This is a genomic window from Leclercia tamurae, assembly GCF_025566055.1.
In the GTDB taxonomy this organism is placed as follows: domain Bacteria; phylum Pseudomonadota; class Gammaproteobacteria; order Enterobacterales; family Enterobacteriaceae; genus Enterobacter; species Enterobacter tamurae.
In genome coordinates this window covers 1-19308 of the sequence record NZ_JAMHKS010000055.1, presented here as the reverse complement: position 1 = coordinate 19308, position 19308 = coordinate 1, and the positions used below count along the sequence as shown (strand labels likewise).

15 protein-coding genes are annotated in these 19308 nt (G+C 55.0%); 11 read left to right on the top strand and 4 right to left on the bottom strand.

What is annotated here, in order from left to right:
• Positions 1-398 precede the first annotated feature (398 nt).
• The 9 genes from rplM (at position 399) to M8318_RS00390 (ending at position 8326) form a co-directional block, all read left to right on the top strand.
• Entirely contained in the window at positions 399-827 is a 429-nt protein-coding gene (gene rplM, locus M8318_RS00430) for a 50S ribosomal protein L13 (protein WP_024551131.1), read from the top strand.
• Between the two features lie 15 nt (positions 828-842).
• Positions 843-1235 carry a 30S ribosomal protein S9 gene (gene rpsI, locus M8318_RS00425; protein ID WP_003025138.1) on the top strand — a complete coding sequence of 131 codons (393 nt, stop codon included), beginning with the start codon at positions 843-845 and terminating at the stop codon, positions 1233-1235.
• A 312-nt stretch (positions 1236-1547) separates the two neighbouring features.
• Entirely contained in the window at positions 1548-2186 is a 639-nt protein-coding gene (gene sspA / locus M8318_RS00420; protein WP_106994855.1) for a stringent starvation protein SspA, read from the top strand.
• 5 nt (positions 2187-2191) lie between these two features.
• Positions 2192-2683 carry a ClpXP protease specificity-enhancing factor gene (gene sspB, locus M8318_RS00415; RefSeq protein WP_262660601.1) on the top strand — a complete coding sequence of 164 codons (492 nt, stop codon included), beginning with the start codon at positions 2192-2194 and terminating at the stop codon, positions 2681-2683.
• A 427-nt stretch (positions 2684-3110) separates the two neighbouring features.
• Positions 3111-3821 (top strand): DUF1120 domain-containing protein, encoded by a 711-nt coding sequence (locus tag M8318_RS00410; protein ID WP_262660598.1) that lies wholly within the window; start codon positions 3111-3113, stop codon positions 3819-3821.
• Between the two features lie 208 nt (positions 3822-4029).
• Positions 4030-4701, top strand: a complete 672-nt coding sequence (locus M8318_RS00405) for a fimbria/pilus chaperone family protein (RefSeq protein ID WP_262660597.1) — start codon at positions 4030-4032, stop codon at positions 4699-4701.
• Between the two features lie 21 nt (positions 4702-4722).
• Entirely contained in the window at positions 4723-7101 is a 2379-nt protein-coding gene (locus M8318_RS00400) for a fimbrial biogenesis usher protein (protein ID WP_262660596.1), read from the top strand.
• Positions 7098-7628: a DUF1120 domain-containing protein gene (locus M8318_RS00395; RefSeq protein WP_262660595.1), complete on the top strand. Its 531-nt coding sequence runs from the start codon at positions 7098-7100 to the stop codon at positions 7626-7628. The genes M8318_RS00400 and M8318_RS00395 overlap by 4 nt, the downstream gene beginning before the upstream one ends.
• Positions 7625-8326, top strand: a complete 702-nt coding sequence (locus tag M8318_RS00390; protein WP_262660594.1) for a DUF1120 domain-containing protein — start codon at positions 7625-7627, stop codon at positions 8324-8326. The genes M8318_RS00395 and M8318_RS00390 overlap by 4 nt, the downstream gene beginning before the upstream one ends.
• 60 nt (positions 8327-8386) lie before the next feature.
• On the opposite strand, the gene M8318_RS00385 is transcribed toward M8318_RS00390, so the two are convergent.
• Entirely contained in the window at positions 8387-9805 is a 1419-nt protein-coding gene (locus M8318_RS00385) for a glutamate synthase small subunit (RefSeq protein WP_262660593.1), read from the bottom strand.
• A gap of 9 nt (positions 9806-9814) precedes the next feature.
• The gene (gene gltB / locus M8318_RS00380) at positions 9815-14275 is read right to left on the bottom strand and encodes a glutamate synthase large subunit (protein WP_262660592.1); all 4461 of its coding nucleotides are present in this window, start codon (positions 14273-14275) and stop codon (positions 9815-9817) included.
• Positions 14276-14958: 683 nt separating this feature from the next.
• Here gltB and M8318_RS00375 point away from each other — a divergent pair.
• Entirely contained in the window at positions 14959-15900 is a 942-nt protein-coding gene (locus M8318_RS00375) for a TIGR01212 family radical SAM protein (protein WP_262660600.1), read from the top strand.
• Here the strand turns inward: M8318_RS00375 and M8318_RS00370 are convergent.
• The gene (locus M8318_RS00370; protein ID WP_262660591.1) at positions 15880-17382 is read right to left on the bottom strand and encodes a helicase HerA-like C-terminal domain-containing protein; all 1503 of its coding nucleotides are present in this window, start codon (positions 17380-17382) and stop codon (positions 15880-15882) included. The genes M8318_RS00375 and M8318_RS00370 overlap by 21 nt on opposite strands.
• A gap of 137 nt (positions 17383-17519) precedes the next feature.
• On the opposite strand from M8318_RS00370, the gene M8318_RS00365 reads away from it, so the two are divergent.
• Entirely contained in the window at positions 17520-19157 is a 1638-nt protein-coding gene (locus M8318_RS00365) for a dihydroxyacetone kinase subunit DhaK (RefSeq protein ID WP_262660590.1), read from the top strand.
• A 56-nt stretch (positions 19158-19213) separates the two neighbouring features.
• On the opposite strand, the gene M8318_RS00360 is transcribed toward M8318_RS00365, so the two are convergent.
• Positions 19214-19308: IS3 family transposase (locus M8318_RS00360; RefSeq protein ID WP_262660599.1), on the bottom strand; the 95-nt coding region annotated here is incomplete at its 5' end.

Genomic DNA, 19308 nt, shown 5'->3' with positions numbered 1-19308 from the left:
TCTGGTGGTACAGCACGAAAGTGGGGGTGATCGACCTGAAGAAAAAGTCGATCACCATGGGTAAAGGATGTTAAAAAGTGTTCACCATGTCCCCGAACATCTGTCTACCATGTCCCCGGACCGTACAGGGAGAGGGGCTGGGGGGGAGGGCAACAGACCGCACTTTCCCTACCCCACAAAAACCCGCGTCAAATCACAATTAGGGGTCGACCTTTACCCCTGACTTCTCTATAATCTTGCGACCCCACGTTACAAGAAGGTTTTTTTCCCAAAACTTTCTCTGCGCCGGCATAGGCTATTCGAAGGGGTAGGTTTGCTGGACAATGTCGTGTGAACCTCAACTACTAAACGTTTGGGTGTTCACCAACGTGTAACTTATTTATTTGGGTAAGCTTTTAATGAAAACTTTTACAGCTAAACCAGAAACCGTAAAACGCGACTGGTATGTTGTTGACGCGACCGGTAAAACTCTGGGCCGTCTGGCTACCGAACTGGCTCGTCGCCTGCGCGGTAAGCACAAAGCGGAATACACTCCGCACGTAGATACCGGTGACTACATCATCGTTCTGAACGCTGACAAAGTTGCTGTTACCGGCAACAAGCGTACTGACAAAGTGTACTATCACCACACCGGCCACATCGGCGGTATTAAACAAGCGACCTTTGAAGAGATGATTGCCCGCCGTCCTGAGCGTGTGATTGAAATCGCGGTTAAAGGCATGCTGCCAAAAGGCCCGCTGGGTCGTGCTATGTACCGTAAACTGAAAGTTTACGCAGGTAACGAGCACAACCACGCGGCACAGCAACCGCAAGTTCTTGACATCTAATCGGGATTATAGGCAATGGCTGAAAATCAATACTACGGCACTGGTCGCCGCAAAAGCTCCGCCGCTCGCGTGTTCATCAAACCGGGCAGTGGTAAAATCGTAATCAACCAACGTTCTCTGGAACAGTACTTCGGTCGTGAAACTGCCCGCATGGTAGTTCGTCAGCCGCTGGAACTGGTCGACATGGTTGAGAAACTGGATCTGTACATCACTGTTAAAGGTGGTGGTATCTCTGGTCAGGCTGGTGCGATCCGTCACGGTATCACCCGCGCTCTGATGGAGTACGACGAGTCCCTGCGTGGCGAACTGCGTAAAGCAGGCTTCGTTACTCGTGATGCTCGTCAGGTTGAACGTAAGAAAGTCGGTCTGCGTAAAGCACGTCGTCGTCCACAGTTCTCCAAGCGTTAATTGCTTTCTGCTTCGGCAGACAACAATTGGCGAAAAACCCGCTTCGGCGGGTTTTTTTATGGGTAACGTTCGGGTTATCCACATGCAGACGTCCTTTCTGCCCTCTTTTTCCGCATTTCCAGAATCGCCTCACCACAAAGGCCGCAAAATCTGGTAAACTATCATCCACTTTTCTGTCCAGATAACGGTGAATGCTCGATTTTTGTTCTCTTTTTGAACAAGAGGAGAAATTCTCAGGGATGGACAACAAAACATCTGGCTAGCCTGTATGGCTGGTAGCAGTAAAAATTCTGAATATACCTGGAGGTTTTCATGGCTGTCGCTGCCAACAAACGTTCGGTAATGACGCTGTTTTCTGGTCCTACTGACATTTATAGCCATCAGGTTCGTATCGTGCTGGCCGAGAAGGGTGTCAGTTTTGAGATCGAGCATGTGGAAAAGGATAACCCGCCTCAGGATCTTATCGATCTCAATCCAAGCCAGAGCGTACCAACGCTGGTGGATCGTGAGCTGACCCTGTGGGAATCCCGTATCATTATGGAATACCTGGATGAGCGTTTCCCTCATCCGCCACTGATGCCGGTTTATCCGGTTGCCCGTGGTGAAAGCCGCCTGTACATGCAGCGTATCGAGAAAGACTGGTATACGCTGATGAACGTTATTGTGAAGGGTTCTTCTTCAGAAGCCGATGCTGCGCGTAAACAGCTGCGTGAAGAGCTGCTGGCGATTGCACCGGTATTCGGTCAGCGTCCATTCTTCCTGAGCGACGAGTTCAGCCTGGTTGATTGCTACCTGGCTCCGCTGCTGTGGCGTCTGCCGATTCTGGGCGTCGAGTTTAGCGGCCCGGGTGCGAAAGAGCTTAAAGGCTATATGACGCGTGTCTTCGAACGCGACTCTTTCCTGGCTTCTCTGACTGAAGCTGAACGTGAAATGCGTCTCGGCCGGGGTTAATGATTGTGGAAATGTCACAGCTGTCTCCACGCCGTCCGTATCTGCTGCGCGCCTTCTATGAATGGCTGCTGGATAACCAGCTCACGCCGCACCTGGTTGTGGATGTGACGTTGCCAGGCGTGCAGGTTCCTATGGAATATGCACGTGATGGTCAAATCGTTCTGAACATTGCACCGCGAGCTGTCGGTGGTCTGGAGCTGGCGAACGATGAAGTTCGCTTCAATGCCCGCTTCGGTGGTGTGCCGCGCCAGGTCTCTGTGCCGCTGGCGGCTGTACTGGCCATTTATGCGCGTGAAAACGGCGCAGGCACCATGTTCGAGCCGGAAGCGGCGTACGATGAAGAGGGTGCCACGCTCAATGATGAAAACGGCGGAACCGACAGCGAAAGCGAAACGGTCATGTCGATCATCGACGGTGATAAACCGGATCACGATGATGATCCTGACGATACGCCACCGCCTCGGGGCGGACGTCCGGCACTACGCGTAGTGAAATAATAAAAAGGGCCTCAGGCCCTTTTTTTATGCCTGAAAAAAAATACATATCGCATATGAATATTTTAAGCCTGTGAATCATCATTGCGAAAAATATATTATTGATACTTTAGCGGTTGCATGTTCATTTACGCTAGTTGAAATAAATTATTTATAACGCCTGTGATATAAATTTCGCATATATGAATGTGAAATTCAGTATGAGGAGGTTTTGATTGAGATGATGTATCATAAAAAATTATAAGATGAAATATATTTGATACCTATTTTAGTTAACTTAAATGATGCTAATAGGATTTTCCTGTAATCTTATCAACACTATTTCTTACAAATAGTCTATGTATGAATTAATTCATAGTAAACCGTAGTACTCCGCCAAGGACATGACCAACCGGATCGGTTGTTGGTTGATATAATTTAAGGAAAAAAAATGGCTCATTTTAAAAAGACGTTATCCACTTTAGGCGTATGCGCTGCTCTGGTGATGGCAGCTCAGGCAACTGCTGCTACCGAAGCAACATTAAAAGTTAGCGGTACTATTGTTCCTGCAGCGTGTTCTACAACATTAAGCAACAGTGGTGAAGTGGCGTATGGTTCAGTTGCTTCTTCTGTTATCCGTAATGCTCCTGAAGGCAATGGGCTCGTTCAACTGGGTGCGAAGGACATTACCTTAACGGTAACCTGTGACGCAGCATCAGCGATGGGTTTCAAAATGATCGATAACCGCGCTAACACTGTAGTTCCGCTCTCAGCGAGCAATTATATTGTTTCCCCAATTTCCGGCGGTAATGACGCGCAAAGCTACCATGGTTTTGGTCTGGGTCTGGCATCGAATGATGCTCAAATCGGCGCGTATTCTGTCGTTGTCGATGCAGCGAACACCAAAGCGGACTCCGCAGCAGCTGGCGTGGTATATTCCGATGATGCAGGAAAAAACTGGCGTTCAGGTACTGCTGTTTACCAGGTTAATGATAGTGCGCGTATCGTGACTGTTTCCAACGTTGGCGGCTCTGAACCTAAGCTGTTCCGCGAAGCAACATTCCCACTGAAAATTTCTGCCGGTGTGCAGAGCTCTTCGGTTCTGGGTATGGATGAAATCACCTTTGATGGTAACGCAACGCTGAGCCTCGTCTATCTGTAATAGATAGATAATTTAAATGCGTGCGATGCAAGATACTTTAAAGTATAACCAGGCATCGCACCGCATTTTTTAAAATTATTATTATTTTCAAATTAATGTTACCCATTCAAATAAAGTCATTCTTGATTTTTAATTAATTAAATTTAAGTTTTAATTTACCTCCGGGAATTAACTATCTCTTTTCATTATCACATTGACTGAGAATATTATGAAACGCAGCGTTATTCTTCCCCTTTTATTATTTTCCGCTCAGGTTTTTGCCACCGGGATGGTGCCGGAAACCTCCGTATTACTGGTTGATGCAGAAAAAGGCGAAGCCAGCATGAATGTGACTAATACCGATCTTAAGCCTGCTCTGTTATATACCAATATTGTTGATTTACCTGAAAGTAATAAGTCCGTTCGTTTGATTGTTTCTCAGCCTGTCGTACGCGTCGAAGCCGGGGCAGTGCAAAGGATGCGCTTTCTCCTCCAAACGGACAAGCCGCTGATACAAGAGGAATTAAAACGCGTCACCTTTGAGGGGATCCCTTCGAAAGAAAAAGGTAAGCAGAGACTGGCCGTCACCATTCGTCAGGACTTACCGGTCATTATTCATCCCGCCGGGCTCGCTGAAGACACTCAGCCGTGGAAACATCTGGAATGGCGAAAACAAGGTAATTCGCTGGTAGTGAGTAATCCGTCAAATTATGTTGTACGTATGACGCCAGGATTTACATCATTACCTTCGCGTCAGCAAGGTCGACTGCAAAATACTTATTTACTTCCACATACCTCTGTGACGGTAGCCTTACCTAATAAAGCTGACAGTCAGGTTGAGTTTTATCCCGCAAGCCGTTACGGCTATAAAGGCGAGCGTTATATCGCACCATTACAATAAGCGCTCCAGGGGAAAACACGGATGTTTAAAAGAACGCTGCTGATGTGTGCAGTCAGTTTAATTTGTTCACGGCAAGGGAAAGCCGCTGACATTGATACTGGCGGCACCGAATTTGATAGTGAAACGTTAAAATCGTTAGGTATTAATCCTGGTGTTTCGGAGTACTTTGCGCACAAATCCCGGTTCATGCCCGGATCGGTTCCTGTAAATCTGAAAGTTAACAGTCAGGATAAAGGGCATATTGTGGCCCAAATTCAACAGGATGGTGAACTCTGCTTTGACCGGACACTAATGGAGCATGCAGGCGTACGCGTGCCTGATGATTACCGTGATGGTTGTTACGATTATCTTAAGACTCACCCGGAAGTGGTGGTCAATGCCCAGCCAGGACAGGAGTTGATTGCGCTTATCGTCCCGCCAGGGGAGATAAATCGTCAGCGCGTCTCCCCAGCTGACTTTGCTATGGGTGGCACAGGCGCTGTGCTGAATTATTCAGCCATGTCTTCCCGCAGTGAATACAATGGCGGCAGTACAAACTATTCCCAGGCCCAGTTAGACGGCGGTATCAATGCCGCGGGTTGGCTGCTCCGTAGCCATCAGCTATTGAGTCAATCGGAAGGTAAGTTCAGTAGTGAAAACAGCCAGACCTGGTTGCAGCGCACCTTTGTAGATTTGCATACTACCGCCAGGATGGGCGAAGTGAGTATGAATAACGCCTTGCTGGAAGGCACCGGTTTGTACGGCATCGCACTGTCGCCGGAAAACAGCCTCAACTCAGTGGAAGGTCGGGTTAACGTTAGCGGGATCGCTAATACGTCGCAGGCGCGTGTTGAAGTTCGGCAGCAGGGTATTCTCGTCTATTCGACACTGGTGCCTGTAGGTCCCTTTACGCTAACCGATGTCTCACTGCGCAACTACACCAGCGATCTCAACGTAACGGTAGTCGAAACCGATGGCAGCCAGCATAGTTTCATCCTCCCTTCTTCGCTTTATCTGCAAAAGATGGGAAATCCTGCCGGGTTGTTTTTATCGATTGGGCGGGTCAGCGATGATTACAGCGAACAACCGCTGGTGGCAAGCGTCTCTGGCGGCTGGCGTCTACTTCCGGGAAGCAATGCCAATCTTGGCCTGATTCTGGCCGAGAATTTTCAGGCCGCCGGGCTGGGTATTGATACGGCGCCATCGGGCTCAACCCTGTTAAGCCTGAAGGTCAATCAATCCAACGACAGTAAACATTCTCTTCAGGGGCAGAGCTATCGTCTGGAAGGCAGTATTGTATCGCTGCTGGGAATTAGCATTACCGCCTCTTCAGCCTGGTATTCCCAAGGTTATCGTGAGTTTTCTCAATTCATTGATAAAAACTTCACGGCGTTAAAGCAGCATGAATACTCGGTTGGGCTGCAGTGGCAAACCGACAAGATCGGCACATTTAGCACCAGTTTCTATGAAACCAAAAACCGTAATCGCAACGGGAAATCACGTTACATCACCGCCGGTTGGGGGAAAAATATTCTCTCAGCGTATGTTTCTGCCAACTGGCAGCATCAGCTGGGCGGGGGAGATGACGAAGGTAAAACCGACGATCTGTTCTATCTCAATGTCAGCTTCCCGCTGGGTAAAAGCAGTGTAAATACCTATGCGCGCCGTGAGGGGGATATCTCCCGCTTTGGCTCAACGGTTGCCGGTAATCTCTCGGATGACCATGCTTATACGTTGGGCGCAGAAGCGGGCGAGGAAGAAAAAGATCGCAGCGTCAGCGCGGGGCTGAGCAGCAATCTGCACTATACGCAGCTGATGATGAATGCCAACGTTGGCGGAGAACATCAACGCAACTATTCCGGCTCTCTGCAGGGCGGTGTGATGGCTCATGCGAACGGCGTCACCTTCTCACCGCTACCTGTACGCGAAACATTCGGGATCGTCTCGCTGGATCAGGATGTCGCCGGGGTCAAAATTGATACGCCTCAGGGCCCGGTATGGACGGATTATCGTGGCTATGCCGTACTGCCTTCTTTGAATGCGTGGAGCCCATCTCGCGTTGAAGTGAATACCGAAACCTTGCCTAAAAATATGGATATTGGCAACGGTACGCGCCTGCTGAACCAGGGGCGGGGATCGGTCGGCAAAATCCAGTTTAAAGCCCTTACCCAGCGTCGTGTATTGGTTGATGTGATGATGGCGGATGGTAAAAAGCTGCCGAAAAACATCGCGATCACCGATGACCGGGGCAACTACCTCACGACCTCTGTCGATGAAGGCTCGGTTTTCCTGAATAACGCGTATGCTGGCCAGATTTTGATTGCGCAGCGGGACACCGACACCTGTCGTATCAAACTGACTCTGCCAGAGAAAGCCGAAACGGATGTGTTCTACGAAAAGGCAAAAGGATTGTGCCAATGAAAGCATACTTACTGATGGTCGCAGCGCTTATCGCGCCCACCTGTAGCTGGGCTGAATGCCAGCTTATCAGCAGCCAGCAAAAAGTGACCTATAGCAAACTGAGCGCGGCTGAACGGCAGCAGGCTGGGTCGGAAACCATTTCTCTGCCGGAGAAGCAGATCCAGCTCCAGGTAGTATGCAGCGAACCGCATCGCATTCGCTTGCTGCTGGGCAGTAATTTATCGCAAAACGGGACCTTTTCCTTAGGGGAGCAGGGGGAGATGCTGATTACGGCGTCTTCCGCCTACGTTGACGACCAGCCTGTTCGCATTGCGCTGGTACAGAGCTCTGACGCCATACCCCAGAGCGGCGGCAGTGACAAAATGACGGTAGCGCTCAATCAGGGGCTGGCCTTTATGAACGGTGGGGAAATCCACGGCAAGACCGCCTCTGTTTCTCTCACTGTGGCGTCAAAAATAAAGCCGGGAAACATTACGGAAAGAACCACCTGGCGCGGTAATCTGAACATTAAACTGGATGTGCAATGATGCGACGAATTTACCTGCTGCTGGCGGCCTTAACGACCGCCTCCGTATCGGCGAATGATACCGTCGGCGTCGATTTTGAGGTGACAGCAGATGCTGCTGCCTGCACACCCGCTCTGAGCAATAACGGTATTGCTGATTTTGGTACCCGCAATGCGGGCAGCTTATCTGCCAATGCCTTTACCCAACTGGGTACGCGGGAATTAACCTTAACCATTACCTGTGAATCTTCCACGGCGCTGGCTATCACCTCGCGGGACACCCGTTCGTCCTCAGTAAGGGTAGGGGAAGATACCGGGCGCACTATCGGCCCCCATTTCAGTGCCAATGGCGGCCTGAACGTGGCGTATGCCTCAAGGCTGTTTGGCCTGGGCGTGACGGCTGAAAACAAGCCTATCGGCAGCTATGCAATTTTGATTAACACCGGCAGCATTGTTGCGCTGGACGGCAGTCAGAACGTCAGCGTAGATATGGCTGGATCGGAAAGCAAAAGTGGTCCCTGGGCGAGGCTCGATCACTACCTGCTGCCGGCAGCCGAAAGCTATTTTTATACCTTCGTGAAGAAAGGGACGGTGGTGCCACAGGCGGTGAGCTCCGTGAGCGTCCCGCTGCAGGTCAGCGCTTCTGTGGCGAACAATCTGGGTAGCAGCCAGAAGATCTCATTAGACGGCGAAGCGGTGATCAGTATTGTCTATCTGTAAGGGCAGAAAGCGGGGATAAAATAGGGCCCGGCGGGAACGAATCCCACCAGGCCCTGTTATTTAGACTTCGAGGAAGTTCATGATGCCGTCTGCCGCCTTACGGCCTTCGGCAATGGCGGTCACCACCAGGTCAGAGCCGCGAACGATATCGCCACCGGCGAAGATTTTCGGGTTGCTGGTCTGGAACGCGTTGTCGCTGCCTTCCGGGGCGATAATGCGGCCCTGAGAGTCCAGCTCGACGCTGTGTTTCGCCAGCCACTCCATGCTGTGAGGACGGAAACCAAACGCCATCACCACCGCATCGGCCGGGATCACATACTCGGAACCGGCAACAATCTCCGCACGACGACGGCCTTTGGCATCCGGGGCGCCCATTTCGGTACGCGCCATCTTCACGCCACTGACCTTGCCGTTGGCATTCACTTCAATACCCAGAGGCTGGATGTTGAACTGGAACTCGACGCCCTCTTCACGCGCGTTTTTCACTTCGCGTTTTGAGCCCGGCATGTTCTCTTCGTCACGACGATAGGCGCAGATCACGTGCGTTGCATTCTGACGAATGGAGGTCCGCACGCAGTCCATCGCGGTATCACCGCCGCCCAGCACGACCACGCGTTTGCCTTCCATGCTCACAAACGGCTCAGCGGCGGTTTCGCCGTAACCCATCATCTGCTTGGTGTTGGCAATCAGGAACGGCAGGGCATCGAATACGCCGTTGGCATCTTCGTTTTCCAGCCCGCCACGCATCGACTGATAGGTACCAACGCCCAGGAATACGGCGTCGTAATCTTTCAGCAGATCGTCAAGCTGCACGTCACGGCCCACTTCGGTATTGAGTTTGAACTCAATGCCCATGCCGGTGAAGATGTCACGACGGCGGGTCATTACCTCTTTTTCCAGCTTGAAGGCCGGGATACCGAAGGTCAGCAGACCGCCGATCTCCGGATGACGGTCAAACACCACCGCCTTCACGCCGTTACGGGTCAGGACGTCGGCACAGGCCAGACCTGCCGGACCCGCACCGATGATCGCCACGCGTTTGTCAGTCTGACGCACGCCGGTCATGTCCGGGCGCCAGCCCATCTCAAACGCTTTATCATTGATATAGCGTTCTATGTTGCCGATGGTCACCGCGCCGAACTCGTCGTTCAGGGTGCAGGAGCCTTCACACAGACGGTCCTGCGGGCACACGCGGCCACAGACTTCCGGCAGGGTGTTGGTCTGGTGAGACAGTTCGGCGGCCTCGAAAATACGCCCTTCGTTGGCCAGCTTCAGCCAGTTCGGGATGTAGTTATGCACCGGACATTTCCACTCGCAGTACGGGTTACCGCAGGACAGGCAGCGGTCTGCCTGTGCTTTGGCCTGGCCTTCGGAAAACGGCTCGTAAATTTCAACAAATTCGATTTTACGGATCTTCAGCGGCTTCTTCGGCGGATCCACACGCTGCAGGTCGATAAACTGGTAAACATTCTGGCTCATCTGAATTCCTTACTGCGCCTGCACACGCAGCTCTGCTGCGCTACGACTACGGTGACCCAACAGGGCTTTAACATCGCTGGACTTCGGTTTAACCAGCGCGAATTTCGCAGAGAACGCCGGCCAGTTCGCCAGGATCTCTTCGCCGCGCACGGAACCGGTATGGTGCACGTGCTCGGTGATCAAGCCACGCAGGTGCTCCTCGTGGATCGCCAGGGATTCAACGTCCAGGACTTCCACCAACTCCGGGTTTACGCGTTTGCGGAAATCACCGCTTTCATCCAGCACGTAGGCGAAACCACCGGTCATACCTGCCCCGAAGTTCACACCAGTTTTGCCCAGCACGCAGACAATCCCGCCGGTCATGTATTCACAGCCGTTATCGCCGATACCTTCCACCACGGTGATGGCGCCGGAGTTACGCACCGCGAAACGCTCACCTGCACGCCCTGCGGCAAACAGACGACCCCCGGTGGCACCGTACAGACAGGTGTTACCGATGATGCTGGCATCGCAGCTGCGGAAGGCTGAGCCGACCGGAGGACGCACCGCCAGCAGACCGCCCGCCATGCCTTTACCAACGTAGTCGTTGGCATCGCCCGTCAGGTACAGCTCAACGCCGCCGGCGTTCCACACGCCGAAGCTCTGGCCCGCGGTGCCGCTGAAGTGAGCGGTGATCGGATCGGCAGCCAGGCCCTGGTCGCCGTGGGTCTGCGCAATGTAGCCTGAGAGCGTTGCGCCGACAGAACGGTCGGTGTTGCGAATATCAAACCAGAAGGTTTTGCTCTGCTTCTCATCCACAAACGGCTTCGCCTGTTGCAACAGCTGGGCGTTCAGCACGCCGTTGTCGAACGGCGGGTTGTTCTCGGTGCAGTACACCGCTTTGCCCGGATGCGGCTCAGCCGTTTCCAGCAGGCGGGACAGCTTCAGGTTCTGCTGCTTAGCCGTGAACCCGTCCAGCTCTTTCAGCAGGTCGGTACGGCCAATCAGATCCACCAGACGCGTCACGCCCAGCTGCGCCATCAGCTCGCGGGTTTCGCGGGCGATGAAGTCAAAGTAGTTGGTCACTTTGAACGGCAGGCCGTGATAGTGGTTCTTACGCAACTTCTCGTCCTGGGTTGCAACACCGGTTGCGCAGTTGTTCAGGTGACAAATACGCAGGTATTTACAGCCCAGCGCCACCATCGGGCCGGTGCCGAAGCCAAAGCTCTCAGCACCGAGGATAGCCGCTTTGATGATGTCGAGGCCGGTTTTCAGACCGCCATCCACCTGCAGGCGGATCTTGTGACGCAAACCGTTCGCCACCAGCGCCTGCTGGGTTTCCACCAGGCCCAGCTCCCACGGACAGCCCGCATATTTCACGGAGGAGAGTGGGCTCGCCCCGGTGCCGCCGTCGTAACCGGCGATGGTGATCAGATCCGCATAGGCTTTTGCCACGCCGGTGGCGATAGTGCCCACGCCCGGCTCGGAAACCAGTTTCACGGAGATCATCGCTTTCGGGTTGACCTGTTTCAGGTCGAAAATCAGCTGCGCCAGATCCTCGATAGAGTAGATATCGTGGTGCGGCGGCGGGGAGATCAGCGTCACGCCCGGTACCGAGTAGCGCAGTTTGGCGATATACGGGGTCACTTTGTCACCCGGTAACTGTCCGCCTTCGCCCGGTTTCGCACCCTGAGCGACTTTAATCTGGATTACGTCGGCGTTGACCAGGTACGCTGGCGTCACACCGAAGCGGCCGGAAGCGACCTGCTTGATGCGCGACACTTTATTGGTGCCGTAGCGCGCCGGATCTTCACCGCCTTCGCCGGAGTTGGAGTTACCGCCGATGCTGTTCATCGCTTCTGCCAGCGCTTCGTGGGCTTCCGGGCTCAGCGCGCCGATTGACATCGCGGCGGTATCAAAGCGTTTGAACAGTTCAGTGGCCGGTTCAACGTCGTTAATGCTCACGGCGGTATCGCCCGGGTTCACCGCCAGCAGATCGCGCAGCGTGGCCGCAGGACGGTTGTTCACCAGCTCAGCATACTGCTGATAATCGCTGTACTCGCCGCTCTGGACGGCCTGTTGCAGGGTGCGCACCACGTCCGGGTTGTAGGCGTGGTATTCGCCGCCGTGGACATACTTCAGCTGTCCGCCCTGATCCAGCGGCTTACGAGCCAGCCAGGCACGTTTGGAGAGGTTCAGCAGATCCTGCTGGAAGTCGCTAAAGCCCGCTCCGCCGATACGGCTGATCACGCCCTGGAAGCAGAGGTCGGCCACGTCGTCATGCAGACCGACAGCTTCAAACAGCTTCGAGCAGCGGTAAGAGGCGATGGTCGAGATGCCCATCTTGGACATGATCTTGTACAGGCCTTTGTTGATGCCGTTACGGTAGTTCAGCATCACGGTACGGTAATCTTTGTCGATGGCCTGGCCGTCTACCAGTTTGGCCAGCGTTTCGTAGGCCAGGTACGGGTAGATTGCCGTCGCACCGAAGCCCAGCAGCACCGCGAAGTGGTGCGGGTCACGCGCGCTGGCGGTTTCCACAATGATGTTGGCATCGCAGCGCAGGCTCTTATCGACCAGACGGGTCTGGATAGCCCCGACGGCCATTGGCGCAGGTACCGGCAGGCGGTTCTTCGCAATGTTGCGGTCGGACAGCACCAGCAGCACGGTGCCGTTACGCACCATCTGTTCCGCTTTGTCACACAGCGCATTCACCGTCTCTTCGAGGGTCGCTTCGGTCACGTCGAAGGTGATATCGAGCGTGTCGGCGCGGTAGTGCTCCTCTTGCAGAGTGGTGAGCTGTTTAAAATCGGAGTACAGCAGGATCGGCGATTTGAAGGTCAGACGGTGAGCCTGGCCTTCGGCTTCACAGAAGACGTTCATCTCACGACCGATGCTGGTAGCCAGCGACATCACGTGGGCTTCACGCAGCGGATCGATCGGCGGGTTAGTCACCTGCGCGAACTGCTGACGGAAGTAGTCGTAAATGATACGCGGCTGGCTGGAGAGCACGGCAAACGGGGTGTCATCACCCATGGAGCCGACCGCTTCCTGGCCGTTTTCGCCTAACACGCGGATAACCGAGTCCAGCTCTTCCGCGCTGTAGTTAAACTGTTTCTGATAGCTGGCGAGGGTATCGTCATCCAGCTCGCGGCTGCCCACGTCCTGATCCGGCAGATCTTCAAACGGCACCAGACGGCGAACGTTTTTCTCCATCCACTCTTTGTACGGATGACGACTTTTCAGATCGTTATCGGTTTCCGCGGAGTGCAGGATACGGCCGCCGCGGGTGTCAATCACCATCAGCTCGCCAGGCCCTACGCGGCCTTTTTCAACCACTTCGTCAGGCTGGTAATCCCAGATCCCCACTTCTGAGGCGCAGGTGATCAGCTTGTCTTTGGTAATGACGTAGCGCGCCGGGCGCAGGCCGTTACGATCGAGGTTACAGGCGGCAAAGCGCCCGTCGGACATCACGATACCGGCCGGACCATCCCACGGCTCCATGTGCATGGAGTTGAAGTCGAAGAAGGAACGCAGCTCAGGATCCATATCCGGGTTGTTCTGCCAGGCTGGCGGAACCAGCAGACGCATGGCGCGGACGATATCCATCCCGCCAGCCAGCAGCAGCTCCAGCATGTTATCCATTGAGCTGGAGTCAGAGCCGGTTTCGTTGACGAACGGCGCTGCATCGTGCAGATCCGGGATCAACGGGGTCTGGAATTTATAGGTACGGGCGCGTGCCCACTGGCGGTTACCGGTGATGGTGTTGATCTCACCGTTGTGCGCCAGATAGCGGAACGGCTGAGCCAGCGGCCAGCGAGGAACGGTGTTGGTGGAGAAGCGCTGGTGGAACAGGCAAATGGCCGATTCCAGTCGCAGGTCCGCCAGGTCCAGGTAGAAGCGCGGCAGGTCAGCCGGCATACACAGACCTTTATAGATGTTCACCAGGTTCGAGAGGCTACAGACGTAGAACTCTTTGTCTTCCTGGAGACGTTTTTCAATGCGGCGACGGGCGATAAACAGGCGGCGTTCCATATCACGTGGACGCCAGCCCGCAGGCGCGTTGACAAAGATTTGCTCGATACGAGGCAGCGAGGAGAGGGCGATTTCACCGAGTACCCCTTCGTTGGTGGGCACTTCGCGCCAGCCGACAATAGACAGGGTTTCACGTTGAAGTTCTTCTTCGACGATGCGGCGCGATACGGCGGCTTTTTCCGCGTCCTGATTCAGGAACAGCATGCCGACAGCGTAGTTTTTGGCTAAACGCCAGCCGCGCTCTTCCGCTACGATGCGAAAGAAACGATCCGGTTTTTGCAGCAGCAGACCGCAACCGTCGCCGGTTTTACCATCCGCAAGGATAGCGCCACGGTGCTGCATACGGGCCAGTGCGTGTATAGCGGTACGCACTACCTTGTGGCTAGGTTCGCCTTCTATGTGGGCGATCAGGCCGAAACCACAGTTATCCTTCTCAAGGGATTTATCGTACAACATATCAGTGAACCTCCCCAGGCTCTTCGGGACTTCTCTCCGGACCGTGGCGCACAGGCACAGCAAGAGCGCGGCGACGGGGTTTGCGTTTCATACGCGTACCTCGCATTCGCCCTCTTAATATCCTTTTCGCACAGGTCAAACAAGTTTGAGGACTTGCTTCAGAGGGAATCTCAACTACTGCATAAATATGATGAGCAGGCTGCTCATCCAGAAAGCTTCCAGCGGATTTCCAACTTATCGGGAATCCGTACACAGGTCAAATGGCAATCTTATTTATACAAAAATGTGCTAAAGGAAGAGTATCAATCTGATTTTATTAGGTATTTAACGAGATTCACATCCCGGTAACCTTGCTGTGGGCTTTAGGGGAGTGTGATCTGACTCACTATATGAAAGCGGTATTAGAGCGGTAGCATGCTGATTAGTGCGATTTAAGCAGGATTTAATACTGCTTCTCGAGGATAGCCCGCATGATGTCACTGTTTTTCAGCGCAGACGATATAAGTGAAAAAATCCTGCTGAACATAAGGAAAAGTAATTAGAAAGGTGATGAATGAAATTGCAGTTATCCTGGTTATTTATGCAAAGGATAAAAGCACGCCGGGACGATTGATCCAGGTCATCGCCGTCGGAGGTGAAAAATGGCAGGCTTGTCCCCTTTCTACGGGGCGGTCTATCAGATTATGCAGTTACAGAAATTAGTCAATATGTTTGGTGGGGATCTTTCACGCCGCTACGGGCAAAAGGTCCATAAGCTGTCGCTCCACGGGGGATTTAGCTGCCCGAACCGCGACGGCACTATCGGGCGTGGCGGCTGTACCTTCTGTAATGTGGCCTCGTTTGCCGACGAAGCGCAGCAGCATCAGTCCATCGCGGCGCAGCTCGCGCACCAGGCAACGCGGGTTAACCGGGCGAAACAGTATCTGGCCTATTTTCAGGCCTATACCAGCACATGGGCGGAAGTGCAGGTGCTGCGCTCCATGTATCAACAGGCGGTGAGCCAGGCCAATATCGTCGGGCTCTGCGTCGGGACACGGCCTGACTGCGTGCCGGAGGCGGTGCTGGATCTGCTCAGCGAATACAAAGAGCAGGGGTATGAGATCTGGCTGGAGCTGGGATTGCAGACCGCGCACGATAAAACCCTGCACCGTATCAACCGCGGTCATGATTTTGCCTGTTATCAACGCACCACCCGGCTGGCACGCGAGCGTGGGCTGAAGGTCTGTACCCATCTGATTGTCGGCCTGCCGGGAGAAGAACAGCATCACGCCCTGGAAACGCTGCACCGCGTGGTAGAGACCGGCGTCGACGGCATCAAGCTGCACCCTCTGCATATCGTGACGGGCAGCATTATGGCTAAAGCCTGGGAAGCCGGGCGACTGAATGGCATTGAGCTGGAAGACTACGTAGCAACGGCCGGAGAGATGATCCGCCATACGCCGCCGGAGGTGGTGTATCACCGCATCTCCGCCAGCGCCCGCCGTCCAACGCTGCTGGCACCGCTGTGGTGCGAGAACCGCTGGACGGGGATGGTGGAGCTGGACCGCTACCTGAACGAGCATGGAGCTCAGGGCTCGGCGCTGGGCACGCCGTGGATGCCTGCGTTACCGTCGGCGTCCGCCTAACAGGCTGCCCAGCACACCGCGTACAATCTGATTCGTCACCTGACGCGCCGCGCTTTTCGCCATGGTTTGCACCACCCCATCGCGTTTACCGCCGCGCGGTCCGGTGCTGCCAAACAGGATGTCTTTCAACCCGCCGAGGATCCCATCATCGACCTCAACCGACTGGCCCTTCGCGGCGGGGGCCTCCTGCTGGGCCGGGCTGGCCTGTACCCCTTTTTGCAGCATCTCGTACGCCGATTCTCTATCGACGTCGTCTTCGTATTTACCGTAGACCGGGGAGTGGTTAATCAGCCCGTTACGCTCATCGTCACCGATCGGCCCCATCCGGGAATAGGGGGCGATTACCATTGCGCGCTCTACCACTGATGGGCTGCCTTTGGCATCAAGAAATGAAATCAGCGCCTCGCCGGTCCCCAGCGCCTGAATGGCCGCTTCGGTATTAAAGGCCGGGTTGGCGCGCATGGTCTGGGCTGCGGCTTTCACTGCCTTCTGATCTTTTGGCGTAAAGGCGCGCAGGGCATGCTGGACGCGGTTGCCCAGCTGGCCCAGCACGTTATCAGGAATGTCGGCCGGGTTCTGCGACACGAACCAGACGCCCACCCCTTTGGAGCGGATCAGGCGGATCACCTGCTCGATCTTATCCAGCAGCACCTGAGGCGCATCGCTGAACAGCAGGTGTGCCTCGTCAAAGAAGAAGACCAGCTTCGGTTTTTCCAGGTCGCCCGCCTCCGGCAGTTGCTCAAAGAGATCGGAGAGCATCCACAGCAGGCTGGCGGCGTAGAGCTTCGGCATCTGATTGAGCTTTTCCGCACTCAGAATATTGATGATGCCTTTGCCGTTGCTGTCGGTGCGCATCCAGTCTTTGATATCCAGCATAGGTTCGCCAAAGAAGTGCTCGGCACCCTGTTGCTCCAGCGTCAGCAATCCGCGCTGGATAGCCCCCACGGAGGCGCTGCTGATATTGCCATACTGATTCTGGAACGATTTGGCGTTATCCCCGATGTACTGCGTAATAGCCCGCAGATCTTTGAAATCGAGCAGCAGCAGCCCCTGATCGTCGGCAATGCGGAAGATGATGTTCAGCACGCCAGTCTGTACCTCATTGAGGTCGAGCAGACGCGCCAGCAGCAGCGGGCCGAGATCGGAGACGGTGGCGCGCAACGGGTGCCCTTTCTCCCCGAAAATATCCCAGACCACCACCGGATTACCCTGTGGTTGCCAGTCGGTAACGCCGATGTTGTTCAGTCGTTCAAGGAGCTTTTCCGAGCCGACCCCCTCCCGGGCAACGCCGCTGAGATCGCCTTTAACATCGGCCATAAAAACCGGCACGCCAATATCCGAAAATGACTCGGCCAGCTTTTGCAGCGTCACGGTTTTACCCGTGCCGGTGGCACCGGTAATGAGGCCATGTCGGTTAGCCATTGCGGGCAGAAGAAATTGTTCGTTATCCCGCGTCCGGGCAATCAGCAGGGGTGTACTCATGGTCGGCTTCCTCGTTCAGTCCTGCGTGGAGTATAGGCAACCTGACGGTAAAAAGAGCGGGTCAATTTCTGACTTTGCGGCGCGATATCCAGCACAGACTATGCTTTTGCATACGATTCACAACATATTGGAAAGCTATGTCCAGATTCTTCTTTAATGACCGCAAACAGCTGGTTAATGACGCCATTGAAGGTATGCTCATCTCCGCCCCTCACGGCAATCTCGTCAAACTGGATAGCGATCCGGCTATCCGCGTGGTGGTGCGCGCCGACTGGGATAAAAGCCGCGTGGCGGTGATTTCCGGCGGCGGCTCCGGCCATGAACCGGCGCATGCGGGGTTTGTGGGTAAGGGGATGCTGACCGCTGCCGTCTGCGGCGATCTGTTTGCTTCCCCGAGCGTAGAGGCGGTGCTGAATGCCATCGTGGCGGTGACCGGAGAGCAGGGCTGCCTGCTGATCGTCAAAAACTACACCGGGGATCGTCTCAACTTTGGCCTCGCGGCAGAAAAAGCCAAGCGCTTCGGGCTCAACGTGGAGATGGTGATTGTGGCCGATGATATCGCTCTCCCGGATAACAAACAGCCGCGGGGCATTGCCGGAACCGCGCTGGTGCATAAAATTGCCGGGCATGCTGCCGAACAGGGGAAATCGCTGAGGGACGTGCGGGATATGGCCCTTCAGGCCTGCGATAATCTCTGGAGTCTGGGCGTGGCGATGCAGACCTGCAATCTGCCGGGCAGCGACGATGAAGAGGGGCGCATCAGAAAAGGTCACGTCGAGCTGGGGCTGGGGATCCACGGAGAGCCCGGGGCGTCGGTGGTCGAGACGCAAAACAGCAGGGCGATTATCGATACGCTGGTGAAACCCTTGCTGGCGCAGGCAGATGTTGGGCGACTGGCGGTGCTGATCAATAACCTCGGCGGCGTCTCGGCGCTGGAGATGGCGCTGCTGACCAAAGAGCTGGCGCATTCGGCGCTGAAAGATCAGATCGCGTATTTGATTGGTCCGGCACCGCTGGTGAGTTCGCTGGACATGAAGGGCTTTTCCTTGTCCCTCCTGAAGTTGAACCCGGACTTTGAGGAGGCGCTCAACGCGCCGGTAGAGACGCTGGGCTGGCAAAAGCCGGTGGCCTTTGCGCCGCTGCGCTCGCTGGCACACACTCCGCTGCACGACAGCGAGGAGTTTACCCCGTCAGCGAATGCGAACGTCGCGCAGTACCTCGCCGCGGCCACGGATTGCTTAATCTCCCTGGAAAATCGCCTTAACGCCCTGGATGCAAAAGTGGGGGATGGCGATACGGGGTCGACCTTTGCGCAAGGTGCACGGGACATTGCGCAAAGGCTGGAGGAGGAGCGCCTGCCGCTGAACGATCTGCCGCAGCTGCTGCTGGTGGTGGGCGAGCGGCTGGCGACGGTGATGGGGGGATCGAGCGGGGTGTTGATGTCGATCTTCTTTACCGCCGCCGGACAGGCGCTGCGGAGCGGGAAAGCCTTGCCCGCTGCCTTGCTGACCGGGCTTGCGCAAATGAAACAGTATGGCGGGGCCGATCGCGGGGATCGCACCTTGATCGACGCGCTCCAGCCCGCGCTGGAAGCGTTTCAGACAGGGGATATTCAGGCTGCCGCCAGGGCTGCACAAGAGGGGGCGGATGCCACGGCGAGTATGAGCAAAGCCGGAGCGGGGCGCTCATCCTATGTAAATAAAGAGAATCTTGACGGGGTAGCCGATCCTGGCGCGGTAGCGGTGGCCGAGGTATTTGCGGCCCTGGTGCGGTAGTGGGGAATTGCCGGGTGGCGGCTTTGAACTGCGCCCCAAAACCTGGACGGCTTGTATTAACCGGTCTTCAGATACTCAGCCCGGAACGCCACCGGGCTGAGTCCTCCCAGACTCAGTTTGATACGCTTGTGGTTCCAGTACCTTATATACG